The sequence below is a fragment of the Porifericola rhodea genome, assembly GCF_030506305.1.
In the GTDB taxonomy this organism is placed as follows: domain Bacteria; phylum Bacteroidota; class Bacteroidia; order Cytophagales; family Cyclobacteriaceae; genus Catalinimonas; species Catalinimonas rhodea.
This window is the reverse complement of record NZ_CP119421.1, coordinates 2,978,965-2,994,104: the sequence shown is the minus strand read 5'-3', so window position 1 is coordinate 2,994,104 and position 15,140 is coordinate 2,978,965. Positions and strand designations below refer to the sequence as shown.

Genomic DNA, 15,140 nt, shown 5'->3' with positions numbered 1-15,140 from the left:
AGGCAAGGCAAAAAAAAAGCTGCTCAAAATGAGCAGCTTTACAAAGTTATATATGTTTAGGCCGGATTTACCGACATCTTTTGTGAAGAAGGCTCTTCTATAATATTAACATCAATAACCTTCTCAGCATTTTTCAGCAATGTTTTACACTCGTCACTCAGATGCTTAATATGCAGAGTCTTTCCTGCCTTACGGTAGCGCTGTGTAATTTTGTTGAGAGCTTCTATCCCTGACATATCGGCTACTCTACTTTCCGCAAAATCAATAACTACTTCCTGTGGATCATTAAGTACATCAAATTTTTCATTGAATGTAGTTACTGAGCCAAAGAAAAGGGGACCGTAAATCTCATAATGCTTTACTCCTTGTGCATCTACATGCTTGCGCGCGCGAATACGTTTGGCGTTTTCCCAGGCAAATACCAGGGCCGAAATAATTACTCCAATAAGTACTGCCAAAGCCAGGTTATGAAGGAATACTGTTACTAAAGTAACCAGAACCATTACCAACACATCAGTAACTGGCATCTTACCAAAACTACGCATACTGGCCCACTCAAAAGTACCGATAGAAACCATGATCATCAGTCCGGTAAGGGCAGCCATTGGCAACTGCTCAATCAGGCTGGCACCAAACATAATAAACACAAGCAGCATACTTGCCGCTACTATCCCTGATAAACGGGCACGTGCGCCGGATGAGATATTGATCAGGCTCTGGCCGATCATCGCACAACCACCCATACCCGAAAACAGCCCTGAAAGCATATTGGCAGCACCCTGTGCTACACACTCTTTGTTTCCTCTGCCACGAGTTTCCGTAATTTCATCTATCAGATTAAGCGTAAGCAAACTTTCTATCAGCCCTACACCGGCAACGATTAACGCATACGGAAAAATGATTTGCAGGCTTTCCAGATTGAAAGGGATAGCAGGTATATGGAAAGGAGGAAAACTACCCTGTATAGAGGCAATATCACCTACAGTTTTGGTATCTACTCCCAGGCCAATTACTACGGCAGATACTACCAGAATAGCAGTAAGAGAAGCAGGCACCACTTTGGTTAGTCTGGGTAAGCCCCAAATGATAAGCATGGTAAGCAGCACCAACCCAAGCATTACATAAAGCGTATTGCCGCTCATCCACTCCAAGACACCGGCAGCATTTACTACTTTAAACTGATCCAACTGAGAAAGGAAAATTACGATAGCCAGACCGTTTACAAAGCCATACATGACCGAGTGCGGTACCAGGCGAATAAATTTACCCAGCTTAAAAATACCGGCTAACATCTGAATGGCGCCCGCCAGAATTACGGTAGCAAAAATATATTCCACACCATGCGACTTTACCAGGCTGACAAGCACTACCGCTACCGCACCAGTTGCCCCGGATATCATGCCCGGACGCCCACCCAGCACTGAAGTTACCAGTCCCATCATAAAGGCGGCATACAGACCGGTAAGCGGAGAGAGGCCAGCGATTAGTGAAAAGGCAACTGCTTCGGGAATCAGCGCCAGGGCTACTGTTAAACCTGACAGGATTTCTGTTTTATAGTCTACCTTCTGACTTAGATCAAATAATTTAAAATACTGCTTCATAAATACTTTTTTCGTAAAGCACACCCGGCAACAGATATGCTGCTGTAAATCAGTTTTTTAAGATTTTATGGAGTTACAGATCGGAATGACCCGGAGAATGATTTTTGATTTCTTTCCAATTATGCCGCAAAGTTAAGCAATAATTCAACAAACTAAATAGCAGCATAAAAAATTCACATATTTGATAGTATTTTGTTATAAAATGCTTAATGCAAAAACTTTACCCTTTTCCTCTCTCTTTATGCTACTTTTCATACTACTTTCTCAGCACTTTGTAAAGCTAATTGTAATTTAGAGCTGATTCTTTTCTATTTTGGATTGTTATTTTCTCATCAAACCTAAACTACCAAAACATGAAGCACCTTAACCAACTGCTCCTTTGCTTATGGACATTACTTATCTTCAGCCATTCCATTTCTGCTCAGGAGCTGCCCAAAGTTAACCCTAAGCAGGCGGGCTTCTCTGAAGAAAAGCTGCAACACTTATCAAATTACCTGAACAGGGAGATAGAAGCCAAAAAACTGGCAGGTGCTGTAAGCCTGATCATGCGCAATGGCGCTATAGCACAGCACGAAAGCTTTGGCTACAGCAATCTGGAAGAGCAGTTAGCCATGCAAAAAGACCAGCTCTTTTATATACAATCTATGACCAAGCCCATCATCAGTATTGCTTTTATGATGCTCTACGAAGAGGGCCACTTTGACCTGAACGACCCGCTGGAAAAATACCTGCCTGAATTTGCGGATATGCAGGTACAAAAGGAAAATGGTGAAACTGTAAAGGCAGAGACGCCAATATTACTCTGGCATCTTCTGAGTCATACTGCTGGCTTATCACACGGATTGGGTGGCAGCGACCTTGACAGACAGTACCGCGAAGCGCTGTACATGCAACAACATGCCAACATCGCCGAAAGGGTTGCTGTACTCCACCAACTCCCACTTGTAGGTAAGCCGGGTGAGCAATGGTACTACAGCGCCTCGCCAGATGTGCTGTCTTTGCTGATAGAAAAGTTTTCTGGAATGAGTACTGCCGATTTTATTCAGCAGCGCATTTTTGATCCGCTAGGAATGAAAGATACTGGCTACAACACAAAAAAAGAAAATCGTGAGCGTGTAGCCGGGCTACACCAGAAGAACCAAGATGGCACCCTCAGCCTGAACCAGCGGCAAACGCCGGTAGAAGGTCATACCATTTATGGAGGCACTCATGGCCTGTTTTCTACTGCTACAGACTATATGCGCTTTGCCCGTATGCTACTTAACAAAGGAGAGCTTGAAGGTAATCGCCTGCTTAGCCCCAAAACGATTGAACTTATGACTGTCAACCATGTAGGAGACTTGTATGATGATCCCGGCTACGGATTTGGTCTGGGCTTTTCGGTAAGAACAGATTTGGCTGATCCAAAAATTTTAGGCTCAGAGGGCACTTTTGGCTGGTCTGGTGCATACAATACCTACTTCTTTGTAGATCCTGAAGAAGATATGGTAGCCATACTAATGATGCAATTTGCACCCTACACCAACTTTTATAATAAAAAGTTTCAACAATTGGTATATCAGGCCCTGGTAGACTAAGCCAATATGCATGGCCCAAAAGGGGCTCACTGCGGAATACGGCAATTCTACAAACTTTTTAAGTACTGAGGCCGTAATTAGAGTGACAAGGCGAGCTATTTCATTTTACACAGCGTTATGGATTCTTCTTTTATTAACAAACTTTATCATTCTCATCAGGAGTGCATCAAATGCCCTTCTTCTAAAGCGATTATTACTTTTTTTGAAGAGCTGATGGGAATACTATTTCCTCCCTTTGCCCACGAAAATGTAGGCTCGTTAGGCGATTTTCAGGAGCGAATTCGTTCCGCCAAGCTTGACATGGGCAAGATACTGTATAGCAATCTGGTAAATAACAATCATAATGCTGATGAAATAGCTAATGCTTTCTTTCAGGCGGTGCCTGAGCTATACGAAAAGCTGCTAAAAGACATAGAGGCTATGTTTGCTGGCGATCCTGCGGCACAGAGTCGCGACGAGATCATCCGTACCTATCCAGGCTTTTATGCTATTGCAGCTTATCGGATTGCCAACAAATTGTCTGCGCTGGGTGTCAAAAGTATCCCGCGCCTGATTACAGAGCATGCACATAGCAAAACCAGTATTGACATACACCCTCACGCTACCATAGGAGAGCACTTTTGCATAGACCATGGTACTGGCGTAGTAATCGGAGAGACTACTGTAATTGGCGATTATGTAAAGCTATACCAGGGAGTAACACTAGGCGCATTGAGCGTCAGCAAAGAGGATGCTAAAACCAAACGCCACCCTAGTATAGAAGATCATGTAGTAGTATACTCTGGAGCTACCATACTGGGAGGCAATACGGTCATCGGGCACCACTCTGTGGTAGGTGGCAATGTGTGGCTTACCCGCAGCATAGCACCTTACTCCAAGGTGTATTATCAGGCACGTATGCATAACAGTGAGCAGGGAGATACTGACCTTATTATTTTTAAAGAACATACTACATCATCATAATTATATATGACCCTTTTTGATATCATTGGCAATACCCCTCTGGTGAAGCTGGAAACCATACCTGAATTTGAGCATGTAACTATATATGGAAAGCTGGAAGGACAAAACCCTGGCGGCAGTGTGAAGGACCGTGCCGCTTATGGAATGATTAAAGGCGCATTGGATAGAGGCGAAATTAAGCGTGGAGATAAACTGGTAGAAGCCACCAGTGGAAATACAGGTATTGCACTGGCTATGATTGCGCAATCTATGGGCGTACATATGACCCTGCTTATGCCTGAGAATGCTACTCAGGAACGCATACAGGCTATGAAAGCTTACGGAGCCAAGGTGATGCTTACCCCTGCTGAAAAAACAATAGAGTATTCTCGCCAACTGGCAGAGGAAATGGCTGCTAATGAAGGCTATTATATGCTTAACCAGTTTGCCAATGCTGACAACTATGGTATGCACTACCAAACCACCGGGCCAGAAATCTGGAGAGATACCAAAGGGCAAATTACTCACTTCGTCTCTGCCATGGGCACCACCGGAACTATTATGGGCGTATCGCGCTACCTTAAGGAGCAAAACCCAGAAGTGCAGATAGTGGGGACTCAACCTACCGAAGGCTCCAGCATACCGGGAATCAGACGATGGTCTCCTGAGTTTCTGCCAAAAATATTTGAACGTGAGCGTGTAGACCGCATAGTAGACGTAAGCGAAGACGACGCCAGAATAATGGCACGCCGCCTGGCTAAAGAAGAAGCAATACTTTCAGGCATGAGTAGCGGAGGAGCCCTACATGCTGCTCTTCAAGTAGCTTCAGAGATTAAAGAAGGTGTTATTGTCTTCATCGTATGCGACCGTGGGGATCGCTACTTGAGCTCAAACCTTTTTGATTAGTGAATAGATAGATGATTTAATCAATGTAGAATCCGCTCATAGATTTGTGAGCGGATTTTTTATGGGTGCAAATGCGCGTAATAAACAACTTAGCGTTTACATTGATAATCACCACAAGAACTTATATTCCTCTAGCGGTTATGCTGAAGATTAAGTATATTCATAGGCGTAATTTTTAAACTTACTGCTATGAAGGCTCTAGCATTTTTTACTTCAATTATAGCCTGCTGTGTTCTCACGCAGGCTAATGCGCAGGATAAGAATTCCTTAATATTGCCAAAGCTTGAGCTACCTGAGTTCAGCCAGGACACACTCTATAGCTTCACTCCTAGCTGGGATGGCAAAAATGGCTACCACCTCAGAGTCTGGAAGCCCAGCATTGAAAGCATAATGCCCACCAAAGATTACCAGCAATATCGTGAGGATGAGGATATCTTGCTTAACCCTCTCCTACCCTCCAAACCATACCAGCCGAAAGACAAGATGCCCAACATGATTGACCCTGAACTTCAACTTCGGCTTAAAAAGAAGAATTAATTTTTATGGAAAAATGTATAGGTAATCATAGTGAACCAGAGGCTTCTGCCCCTGCGAACCTATCAGCTCTTTGGCACGCTTAGCTCCGTACTGCACTTTACCCAAACCAAAGCTATGCCCCTCCTCATCTTTGAGCTGAACAATGTCGTTCCGCTCAAAATTGCCTTCTATACGAATAATTCCAATTGGCAGCAGGCTGGTAGCCTGGTGGGAGTTCAGTAGTGCTTTTTTAGCTCCGGCATTTACATACACTTCACCATTTGTATAAGCTGAGGCATGTCCTATCCATCGTTTGAGACCGGTAGCTTTACGCTCGGGGACAAAGCGGGTACCCAGCGCCTCTCCCTGAGCGCTACGCTCAATCACCCTCTCGGTATGGCCTCCTGCAATACTAACGCTGATACCCATATCTGCCAGTTTTTGTGCCATATTAGCTTTGGTGAGCATTCCTCCTCTTCCAAAGTCTGACTTCTCTGCCGTTACCATCGCCCTCAGATCGGTATGCTGGTCTACCTCTTTTAAAAGCCTGGCTTCCGGATCTTTAGGGTTACGATCATAAATACCTTCCACATTGGTAAGGATGAGCAGGCGCTGAGCGTCTACCATAGCCGCTACCAGTCCGGCAAGCTCATCATTATCTGTAAACATCAGCTCCGTAACAGAGACTACATCATTCTCATTAATGATAGGCAAAACCCCATGATGCAGCATACCCTCCAGACAGTTTCGCATATTCAGGTAATGCCGGCGGTCACGAAAGTCCTCTTTGGTTACCAACACCTGCGCACAACTCATGTTATGCTCCATGAGCAGACGATTATAAATATTGAGCAGATGAGTCTGCCCCACCGCAGCAAGCAATTGCCTTTGGGTTACAGTATCTGTTTTTTTCTCCATACGGAAGCGGCCTCTTCCAGCAGCCACAGCACCAGAAGAAACCAGTAGCGGACTAAACCCCTGCTTACTTAAATGGGCCAATTGCGCACAGAAAGAACGCAGTAACTCTTCGTTGACTTCCCCACTGTTTTTAGTGAGGACGTTAGAACCTATTTTTATGACTATCTTTTGCTTACCCAAGGCCGTAGTAGATTGTGAATGGGCAAAGGTAAAAAGAATCTGTTTTTGGCAAATGTCTGGTATAAGCAAAAAAAGCCGGAACAAGCTGTTCCGACTCTTTTAAATTAAATCTACTCATCTCCAAGTCTTAATTACTTGTGCCTAGCAGTTATGTCAAAGGTCTAAAAACGTTTTTGCCCGCTAAATTCCATCGCTTCTCCCTTGCCAAATCCGTAGCTTACCCCTAGCGTAATAAAGCGTCCCTGCAAGCGGTAGTCGTATAGGTAAAACTCCGGCTGAATAGTTTCTGACTCCGAGATACGGCTGGCAAATACATCTCTCACGCTCAGGTTAACAATGGTTTTTCCCTTCATTATTTTTTTGCGCACTCCTAAATCCACAAACATATAATCTGAGACTTCCTGCTGGAAGGTTTGGTAGCTGGAGCGATAATTACCTGTTACTTCAAAGTCAAAATCGGCAGGTAGTTTAAATTTGGTAGTCATTCTGGCTGACCACTGGTCGGCATTAAAATCAAAAGTGGTGGTCTCAAACTCTCCTTCGCGCTGGAAGTAATTATAGTTAAAATCACCATTCAGCGTCCACCAGTCGGTAGGGTAATACTTGGCGTTAAACTCAAGCCCTGTAGCCTTATTGATACCAATATTCATTGGCATGGAAATACTCACATTATCTTCAAAAGTAGAGACATCTTCAACTACATCACTAGTGTAGCGATAGTAAACCGCCGCGTTTAAAGAGAAAGCCTCCTGATCATAAATACCAGTAACTTCATAAGAGTCAGTATATTCTGGCATTAGCTCTGGGTTACCAGTTCGTATGCTGTAGTTGTTACGGATATTAAAGAAGGGATTAAGATCCCAAAGCCTGGGCCTGGAGATACGTCTCGAGTAGCCTGCCTGCAACGAGAAGTTTTCCAGCACTTTGTAAGAAGAATGCAGAGTCGGGAAAAAGTCTGTAAACTGACGATTGTTTTCCTGCTCTGTATTTACCAGCTCTGTTTGCAGGTCGGTATTTTCTACCCTTAGTCCCAGCTTTACGCCAAACTTATCACCTTCATAAGCAGCTGTACTGTATACACCCAGCACTTTCTGCATATAGTCAAAAACATTGGTTAGATCGGGGTTTAGTTCCCAACGATTATCGGCCCAGTCGCTTACAGCGTAATCGTTGGTAACATCCGTAATTACGTACTGAGAACCAGCTTCCCAGGTAATTTGCTCCCCAAAGGGGTGAGTATAGTCCAGTTTAAATGTATATTCTCCTTCTTTAAAATCAGTACGGGTTTGTTGCTGCTCACTCAAATTGGTTTCGCCAAAGAAGGGCGTGTTCTCAAACTCAGAAGATTGGTCTTTACCAAAATAGCTACCTAGTGCGCTAAAGAGTAGCGTATGGTCTTCGTGGTCGGTAAAGTCTTTTTTGTATTGCAGCTCATACTGCCACTTGGGGTTGGTAGCTTCCGTTACTTCATTTCTGTTCCACTGAGAGATTAAACTATTGTCGGCATCTCGCTCACTAAATTCGGTATCGGCATACTCACTTTCAATCTCGTAGGCAAAATGACCGGTAAGTGAAAGAACATTCTGGGCGTTAATATGGTAATCGGTACCCAAAATAATATTGAAGAAGGTTTCATTTTTATCGCTATCCCCGATACTACTGATGGCCGTATTATCTGTAAGGTCGCGGTTTATTGTCTTATATTCACGAGGGAAGGTACGATGCCCTACGCCCAATTGACTAAACAGGTTGAACTTATTGGTGCGCTTGTTTACACTAAGGCCAAGGCTATGGTTATTAGGAACTCCGGTGTTAAGCGTTACTGAGCCGTTTAGCCCTTTCTTTTCTTCTTTTTTGAGCACAATATTGATGATACCAGACGTACCTTCAGCATCGTATTTGGCAGAAGGGTTGGTAATTACTTCAATGCTCTCAATCATGTCGGCGGTAAGTGTACCTAACGCATTCCCCTGCTCGCTTGCCAGTACAGAAGGCTTTCCGTTAATTAAAATTTGTACACCCGCACTACCGCGCAGGCGTATCTGCCCTTCAATATTAACAGTAACTGAAGGTACATTATTGAGAACTTCCAAAGCACTGGCACCGGTGCTGCTCAAATCTTGCCCAACATTAAATACTCTTTTATCCAGCTTAAAAACGGTCTGCGATTTCTCACCCTGCACTACTACTTCGTCCAGAGTTTCAGTATCTTCTTCCAGGCTAATTGCCCCTAGCTTCAGCTGCCCGCTGGAAATGTCAAAATCTGTGAGTGTACGACTGACAAAGCCAATAAATCCAACTTCTATTGTAAAGTTTTTATGAGTTGTTTCCAAAGAAAACATACCGTTGGCATCTGTTGTGGTTCCAGATATAAGTTCTGCGGTCTGCGCGTCTACCAGCTTTACGGTAGCGTACTCCAAAGGCTGCTGGCTGGCACGGTCTAGCACTTTTCCGCTAATTGTAAGCGGGCTCTGTGCTAAAGCAAGCTGACCTGATAAGATTAATACTAATACAAATAAAGAGGAGGTTTTCATTACTAACTAGCTTTGTTATTCGGTTACCCCAAGTTAGCCCTCTTTTGCATTACAGAAAAATAAGTTCTTTGAACAGCACAACTAATCGGCTAAACGACAGCAAAACCGATTAAAGACTGGTATTAGGCGTTGGTCAAGCGAAAACTGTCGTTGGTCTCTTTAATTTTTATCAACTTTACTTATATAGTATCTTAGTACGATGGTACAAAAAGTGAAAACGGCACTAATCTCATCTAAAGAACTTATATTCCAGTTGCTGCTACATGCTCTGGTCTTCAGCTTTTACGTGTTTGATAACGAGGAGCCCCACTCTTCTTTCAGGCTGCAATCTCATCAGCTGGTATTTTTTCTTAATTATACTGCCGCTAATGCTATCATCAGTTACCTATTGCTTCCTCTATTTTTCTACAAAAAGAAATACCTGTACTTTTTTGGCTTCACTTTGGTGGTAGTAGCAGGTGTAATTGTAATAGAGGAGTTTTTTCTGGAGAAAATATATTTTCCTGACTCAAGAGGCGTTGGCTTTCCTGGTGTTGTTTTTAGCCTGGGGCAGGTACTTCCTTTTATCGTCATTCTATCGGGTTTTAAGTTTGCCTGGGATGCTCTAACGAAGCAACGCGAACTTGACGAGCTCAAAGCCATGATTAAGGAAAGTGAGCTACAATTTTTAAAGTCTCAAATCAACCCTCACTTTTTGTTTAATAACTTAAATAACCTGTATGCTTACGCCATAGAAAACTCACCCAAAACCCCTGCTATAATTCTGGAGTTGAGTTCGGTGCTGCGTTATATGCTGTATGAGTGTCGCGAAAAATATGTATCGCTGACCAAAGAGATAGAGCATCTACAAAATTTTACCCAACTTAGCGAACTACAGATTGAGGAGAGAGGAGAGGTTTACTTTAACACCTATAACATACAATCCAACTACCTCATCGCTCCTTTAATACTGATAGTTTTTATTGAGAATGCCTTTAAACACAGCCAGTCCAGCCAGTCCAGCAACATTTTTATTGAGGTTAATATTAGCCTGAGCGATGATGGCGAGTTGCGGTTTCATTGTAAAAATAATTATGAGACTGATACCGGCGACCAGCAAACGGCTAAAGGTATTGGGCTGGAAAACGTAAAAAAACGTCTGGAACTGCTTTACCCTGCTGCGCATGATTTGCAGATTGAACAAAGCGAAAGCATGTACGAGGTAAATTTATCTATGCGACTGAAAAAAACTGTTAGTTATGAACTGCATCATTATTGAAGACCAGCCACCAGCCCAGCGTATTCTGAAAAAGTTTATAGAAGACATGCGCACCCTTACACTTTGTGCTACTTTTTCTGATGCTTTACAGGCAATGGAGTACCTGCAACAGAAGCAGATTGACCTGATCTTTCTGGATATTCACCTCCCTAAAATTTCAGGTATAGATTTTCTTAAAACCATGCCTGACCCGCCTAAAGTAGTGCTTACTACGGCTTACTCCGACTACGCGCTGGAAAGCTACGAACTGGATGTAGTAGACTATCTGCTAAAACCTTTCTCTTTCCAGCGTTTTGTAAAGGCAGTCAACAAAGTACAGACTCGCTTAAACCTATCTGCAAGTGTAAGCCAGATTGACAAGACCAAAGAAACAGAGCTGTTCATTAAATCTGGTCATGAGCATGTTCGCATACTCATACAGGATATCGTATATATCCACTCTGATGCTGACTATACAGAGATCTACCTTAAAGAGAAAAAGTTGCTTTCGTCGGAATCGCTACGCTATTGGGAAGAAAAGTTAGATCAGCATCAGTTTGTGAGGATACATAAATCTTTTATAATTAATGCCTCCCGTATTGACAAAATTGTAGGCAATCAGGTATACCTCAATAATAAAACGGTGCTACCGGTTGGCAGAGCCTACAAAGACAGCTTTCGTAAACGCTTTGTAGACCATTAGATGCTGTTTACCCAATGTATCCGATTGCAAATTATGGTATTTAAACAGCTGTTTATCTAACTTATTATACCATTCGTAGATACTACTTTTTGGTCTGACGCCCAGATCATATTTTGCATGCAGGAATTCATTGAACTAAATATATTCAATGAAATTCTCATATAGTTGTTTTAGTAAAAGCCTTACCCTTTGGTAGGGCTTTTCTTATTTAATAGCTGTCATACAATTTTTGTATACATAGATTTGTGATGTATTGCAAAACTATGTATATTCGTTTATGAATGCTACCGAACTCATAAAAGGCACGCTTAGTACCATCATTTTAAAACTACTCGCCGAGCAGGAAAAAATGTATGGTTATGAGATTACCCAGAAAGTAAAAGAAGTATCCGATGGTAAACTTCTTATTAAAGAAGGTTCGCTTTACCCTACCCTGCACAAACTGCTGAATGAAGGTCTGGTAGAAGTAGAGCAAGTATATATTGGCAAACGGGTACGCAAATACTATAAACTAACTCAGGCTGGTCAAGTGCAGAAGGAAGCCCAGTTTGCGGAGTTACAGGACTTTATTAAAACGATACAGCAAATTGTTTTTCCACAGTTTAACTCCCGCAGCATATGCAACTAAGTGAATTTCAGACAGATAAAATCAGTAACTACCTGGATAATGAAGGCGTAGAGCTAGAAAGCCTGAAAAACGATCTGCACGATCACCTTTGCTGTGTAGTGGAAGATAAAATGGTGCAAGGCATGAGCTTTGAGTCAGCTTTTGCGCAGGCTATCAGGCAGGTAACTCCTCAGGGGGCGCTAAACATACAACAACAAACAATATTTCTTATAAACCTCTCTAAAATAAGCCGTATGAAAAAGTTAATGTACAGCATTGGTCTTCTTTCTTCTATATCTGTTGCTTTGGGCTGGCTCATGGCTTTACTGCATTTGCCCGGTGGTAACAAACTCTTTAGTTATGGATTTGTGGCGCTGGTATTAGTTTTTGTTCCTATGCTGGCCTATGACCGTTACAAACTAAATACCAACCGCATACTCACTGAAAAGCTAAAGCTCATTTTTGGTTTTTCCAGTGCGTTTCTGGCAGGCTTAGGTGTAGTCTTCAAGCTTTTGCACCTTATGGGAGCTGGCATAATTTTAGCCATAGGCGTGCTTTTATTTGCCTTTGCCTTTCTTCCTTTTCTCTTTCTAGGTTTATATAAATCCTCGCTAGAAGAGGCTGTTGAGTAAGCACTATCAGAGACAAAACTTATTGTAGTTCATAAAAAAAAGAGCTTTATAAGCTCTTTATGTGTTTACAGTCAAAGACTAATTGTTCGTTTGTAGACTGTACTTCCTGCTCGTTTTGCAGCCGCATTATCATCTGCCTGAAAGGTACTTTTTCAGTCACACGCGCTCGCACTGTACCATCTTCGCTCTCCGCAGCTTCTTTTTGAAAAAACAGAGTCATGCTTTCCGGCTTTTCAATATCATCCGGCTTGAGCCAATAGCCACCAAACTGTAATACATTGACATCCTGAGTACGCGCCGCCCCTGGAACTCCAGTAGGAAAGTTTTTGAGAAAAGCTTCTGCCGGCCATACATTACGGGCAATATAGGTTAAAATCTCTTTGTCTTTCAGGGAATAAACATCAATATGCAGCATACCTGCCGATTTAATGCTACTGGCAAATGGGGTCCAGCTTTGTAAAAAAGTATCTTCATCCAGAGCCGTCTGAAAACCTACGTATTGTACAATATATGCCTTTTCTTCGCTCATTATCTTATTATTTTGAGCGGCAAAGTTAACAAATAATCGGTAGGCGAGCATGCAGCAATACTTTTATACGCTTAGAATTATCCGTACTATCTAACACAGCAGGCTTTATAATTGATTTTTTATACAATTGTTGTAACTACAACATAAGTATAGACGTAAACTACTAAAAATTGAATCTATGAAGTCTATACGAATTACTTATTTTATCGCGCTAAGCTTGTTTAGCTTGTTAATGTTATTTTCGGCATTTAACTATTTTGCTAATTATGAGACCGTCAGCGGCTTTTTCCAGGATTTGGGATTTCCTACCTACATTATTTACCCTCTGGCAGTAGCAAAGATTTTAGGGTTAATTGCCATCTGGACAAAAAAGTCGGTAGTACTTAAAGAGTGGGCTTACGCTGGCTTTTTCTTTAACATAGTACTGGCTGCTTCTGCGCATCTAAATGTTTCTGATGGGCAACAAACTGGGGCTTTTATAGCCTTTTTTCTCTTCTTAATCACATACTTTACTGAGAGAAAAGCAATGCCAGAAAAAGCCTTAGCTAAAGCAAGAGCATAAATTGTAAAATTAGCTTCAAGAAAAAGGACTGCTAATAAATGAGCAGTCCTTCTATATAATGCGGTAAAAAAGCAGCTGATCTCTTGATTCTTATAAGCAATTAGTTAGCGGGATACCATTTTCTTAAGCGCACTTCTATCTGATCATTCTTTGCATTTACCATTTTTTTAAAGGACTCTACATCACTAAACTTACCACCTCCGCCCCGAAAATGAAAAGGGTACACAATAGCAGGCTTAAAGGCCAATACCGCATCTGCTGCCTGATTAATATCCATGGTATAGGGTAAGTTCATACAAACAAAGGCTACATCAATATCTTTCAGATTACGCATCTCGGGTATGTCTTCGGTATCACCTGAGATATAGACTCTTTTACCACCTACTTCTAATATATAGCCATTTCCTCTGCCTTTGGGGTGACGTGAATCCTCTGTTTCCGGTAGGTTATACATCGGCACAGCCTCTATTTTGATATCCTGCCAGTCTGTATCTTCTCCATTGGCAAGCGCGTGTATTTTTTTGAATTTTACAGAACTACCTTCTAACTGGTCTATTACTGCCTGAGGAGCTATCAGCTCTGAGTTTTCCAGGTTTAAAGCCTGCAATGTTTCCACGTTTAAATGATCTCCGTGTATGTCGGTAATCAGCACTAAATCTGGAGCGGCATACTGAGCGAAACTTTCTTCTCCGCCATAAGGGTCAGTATATATAGTTTTTCCGTTCCACTTCATAACCATAGTACTATGCAGCACTGGCTGGATTTCTAAGTCGCCTCTTTTAGTTTCAACCTTATCAGACTGGGCATAAGCAAAAGTACAAATTGCCAGCAGCAGCATTATAGTATTCAAAATTTTCATGTCAGGTAGTGTGATTAAAATGTATGTGCATTAGTTTAGGCTCATACTTAACATGTAATAATTTCAAATTGTTGATCAAAAGATATCTAAAAATCAAAACTTTGAAAATAAATTAATCCACAAAAAATAATCAATTTAACTAAACACTGTTCAGTAAATTTACGTTATTCATAAATAAGTCCGTTATGGGGGTTCAAGAAAGAAAAGATAGAAATAAGCAAAAACTCAGAGACCTGATACTACACACTGCTGCAGAACTATTTGTAGCACAGGGTTTTGAAAAGACAAGTATACGTAATATAGCAGACGCCATAGAATATAGCCCAGGTACGATATACTTACATTTTAAAGATAAGAATGAGCTTTTTCTGGCTATCAGTAAAGAGGGGTTTAAACTTTTCTATCAGTATTTTCAGGGTGTAATGGACCAGCCTACTCCTATAGAAAGGTTGCTGGCATTGGGGCATGTTTACATCAGGTTTGCTATGGAAAACCCAGGTTACTATGATCTGATGTTTATTATGAAGGCTCCTATGGAAACGGAAACAACCAAAGATAAATGGCATGAAGGAGAAAACAGCTACGATTTTCTGCTTAGGTTAGTATCAGATTGCCAGCAGCAAGGCTATTTTAAGGGTAAAGACCTTGAGACTACTACTTACTGGATCTGGTCCACTGTTCATGGTCTTGTATCTCTAAAAATCAGGCAACGATTAAAAATGTACTCTAAAGACAGAAGAGAAAAAATGGTAACAGATGCTTTAGAACTCTTTAATTCCATTCTCCTGACACAAAACTAAATTTTTTTACCCTATTACTAAACAGTGTTCATTAAAT

Annotated in this window: 15 protein-coding genes; 10 read left to right on the top strand and 5 right to left on the bottom strand. The window is 41.8% G+C overall.

Features of this window, described 5'->3' with window-relative positions; all coding sequences use genetic code 11:
• Window positions 1-56 precede the first annotated feature (56 nt).
• On the bottom strand, window positions 57-1,601 hold the full coding sequence (locus PZB74_RS12185; protein WP_302236341.1) for a SulP family inorganic anion transporter: 1,545 nt from the start codon (window positions 1,599-1,601) through the stop codon (window positions 57-59).
• A 353-nt stretch (window positions 1,602-1,954) separates the two neighbouring features.
• Between PZB74_RS12185 and PZB74_RS12180 the strand changes: the two genes are divergently transcribed.
• From PZB74_RS12180 to PZB74_RS12165, 4 genes are all read left to right on the top strand, one after another.
• Window positions 1,955-3,178 (top strand): serine hydrolase domain-containing protein, encoded by a 1,224-nt coding sequence (locus PZB74_RS12180; protein ID WP_302236340.1) that lies wholly within the window; start codon window positions 1,955-1,957, stop codon window positions 3,176-3,178.
• A gap of 117 nt (window positions 3,179-3,295) precedes the next feature.
• Window positions 3,296-4,141, top strand: a complete 846-nt coding sequence (locus PZB74_RS12175) for a serine O-acetyltransferase (RefSeq protein WP_302236339.1) — start codon at window positions 3,296-3,298, stop codon at window positions 4,139-4,141.
• A gap of 6 nt (window positions 4,142-4,147) precedes the next feature.
• Complete coding sequence (gene cysM / locus PZB74_RS12170) at window positions 4,148-5,026, top strand: cysteine synthase CysM (RefSeq protein WP_302236338.1); 879 nt, start codon at window positions 4,148-4,150, stop codon at window positions 5,024-5,026.
• A 189-nt stretch (window positions 5,027-5,215) separates the two neighbouring features.
• Window positions 5,216-5,563 (top strand): hypothetical protein, encoded by a 348-nt coding sequence (locus PZB74_RS12165; RefSeq protein ID WP_302236337.1) that lies wholly within the window; start codon window positions 5,216-5,218, stop codon window positions 5,561-5,563.
• 3 nt (window positions 5,564-5,566) lie between these two features.
• Here PZB74_RS12165 and proB read toward each other — a convergent pair whose 3' ends face one another.
• Together proB and PZB74_RS12155 are read right to left on the bottom strand one after the other, a co-directional pair.
• Complete coding sequence (gene proB / locus PZB74_RS12160; protein ID WP_302236335.1) at window positions 5,567-6,640, bottom strand: glutamate 5-kinase; 1,074 nt, start codon at window positions 6,638-6,640, stop codon at window positions 5,567-5,569.
• Window positions 6,641-6,801: 161 nt separating this feature from the next.
• Entirely contained in the window at window positions 6,802-9,174 is a 2,373-nt protein-coding gene (locus tag PZB74_RS12155) for a TonB-dependent receptor (RefSeq protein WP_302236332.1), read from the bottom strand.
• Between the two features lie 211 nt (window positions 9,175-9,385).
• Here PZB74_RS12155 and PZB74_RS12150 point away from each other — a divergent pair, with 211 nt between their 5' ends.
• From PZB74_RS12150 to PZB74_RS12135, 4 genes are all read left to right on the top strand, one after another.
• Complete coding sequence (locus tag PZB74_RS12150) at window positions 9,386-10,432, top strand: sensor histidine kinase (RefSeq protein WP_302236329.1); 1,047 nt, start codon at window positions 9,386-9,388, stop codon at window positions 10,430-10,432.
• Window positions 10,413-11,114, top strand: a complete 702-nt coding sequence (locus tag PZB74_RS12145; RefSeq protein WP_302236328.1) for a LytR/AlgR family response regulator transcription factor — start codon at window positions 10,413-10,415, stop codon at window positions 11,112-11,114. The genes PZB74_RS12150 and PZB74_RS12145 overlap by 20 nt, the downstream gene beginning before the upstream one ends.
• A gap of 277 nt (window positions 11,115-11,391) precedes the next feature.
• The gene (locus PZB74_RS12140; RefSeq protein WP_302236326.1) at window positions 11,392-11,742 is read left to right on the top strand and encodes a PadR family transcriptional regulator; all 351 of its coding nucleotides are present in this window, start codon (window positions 11,392-11,394) and stop codon (window positions 11,740-11,742) included.
• The gene (locus tag PZB74_RS12135; protein ID WP_302236324.1) at window positions 11,733-12,353 is read left to right on the top strand and encodes a hypothetical protein; all 621 of its coding nucleotides are present in this window, start codon (window positions 11,733-11,735) and stop codon (window positions 12,351-12,353) included. The genes PZB74_RS12140 and PZB74_RS12135 overlap by 10 nt, the downstream gene beginning before the upstream one ends.
• A 46-nt stretch (window positions 12,354-12,399) precedes the next feature.
• Here PZB74_RS12135 and PZB74_RS12130 read toward each other — a convergent pair whose 3' ends face one another.
• Complete coding sequence (locus tag PZB74_RS12130; RefSeq protein WP_302236322.1) at window positions 12,400-12,882, bottom strand: hypothetical protein; 483 nt, start codon at window positions 12,880-12,882, stop codon at window positions 12,400-12,402.
• A 178-nt stretch (window positions 12,883-13,060) separates the two neighbouring features.
• Between PZB74_RS12130 and PZB74_RS12125 the strand changes: the two genes are divergently transcribed.
• Window positions 13,061-13,444: a DoxX family protein gene (locus PZB74_RS12125; protein ID WP_302236320.1), complete on the top strand. Its 384-nt coding sequence runs from the start codon at window positions 13,061-13,063 to the stop codon at window positions 13,442-13,444.
• A gap of 100 nt (window positions 13,445-13,544) precedes the next feature.
• On the opposite strand, the gene PZB74_RS12120 is transcribed toward PZB74_RS12125, so the two are convergent.
• On the bottom strand, window positions 13,545-14,303 hold the full coding sequence (locus PZB74_RS12120) for an MBL fold metallo-hydrolase (protein WP_302236318.1): 759 nt from the start codon (window positions 14,301-14,303) through the stop codon (window positions 13,545-13,547).
• Window positions 14,304-14,488: 185 nt separating this feature from the next.
• Between PZB74_RS12120 and PZB74_RS12115 the strand changes: the two genes are divergently transcribed.
• Window positions 14,489-15,103, top strand: coding sequence for a TetR/AcrR family transcriptional regulator (locus PZB74_RS12115; RefSeq protein WP_302236317.1), 615 nt, complete (start codon window positions 14,489-14,491; stop codon window positions 15,101-15,103).
• Window positions 15,104-15,140: the final 37 nt, after the last annotated feature.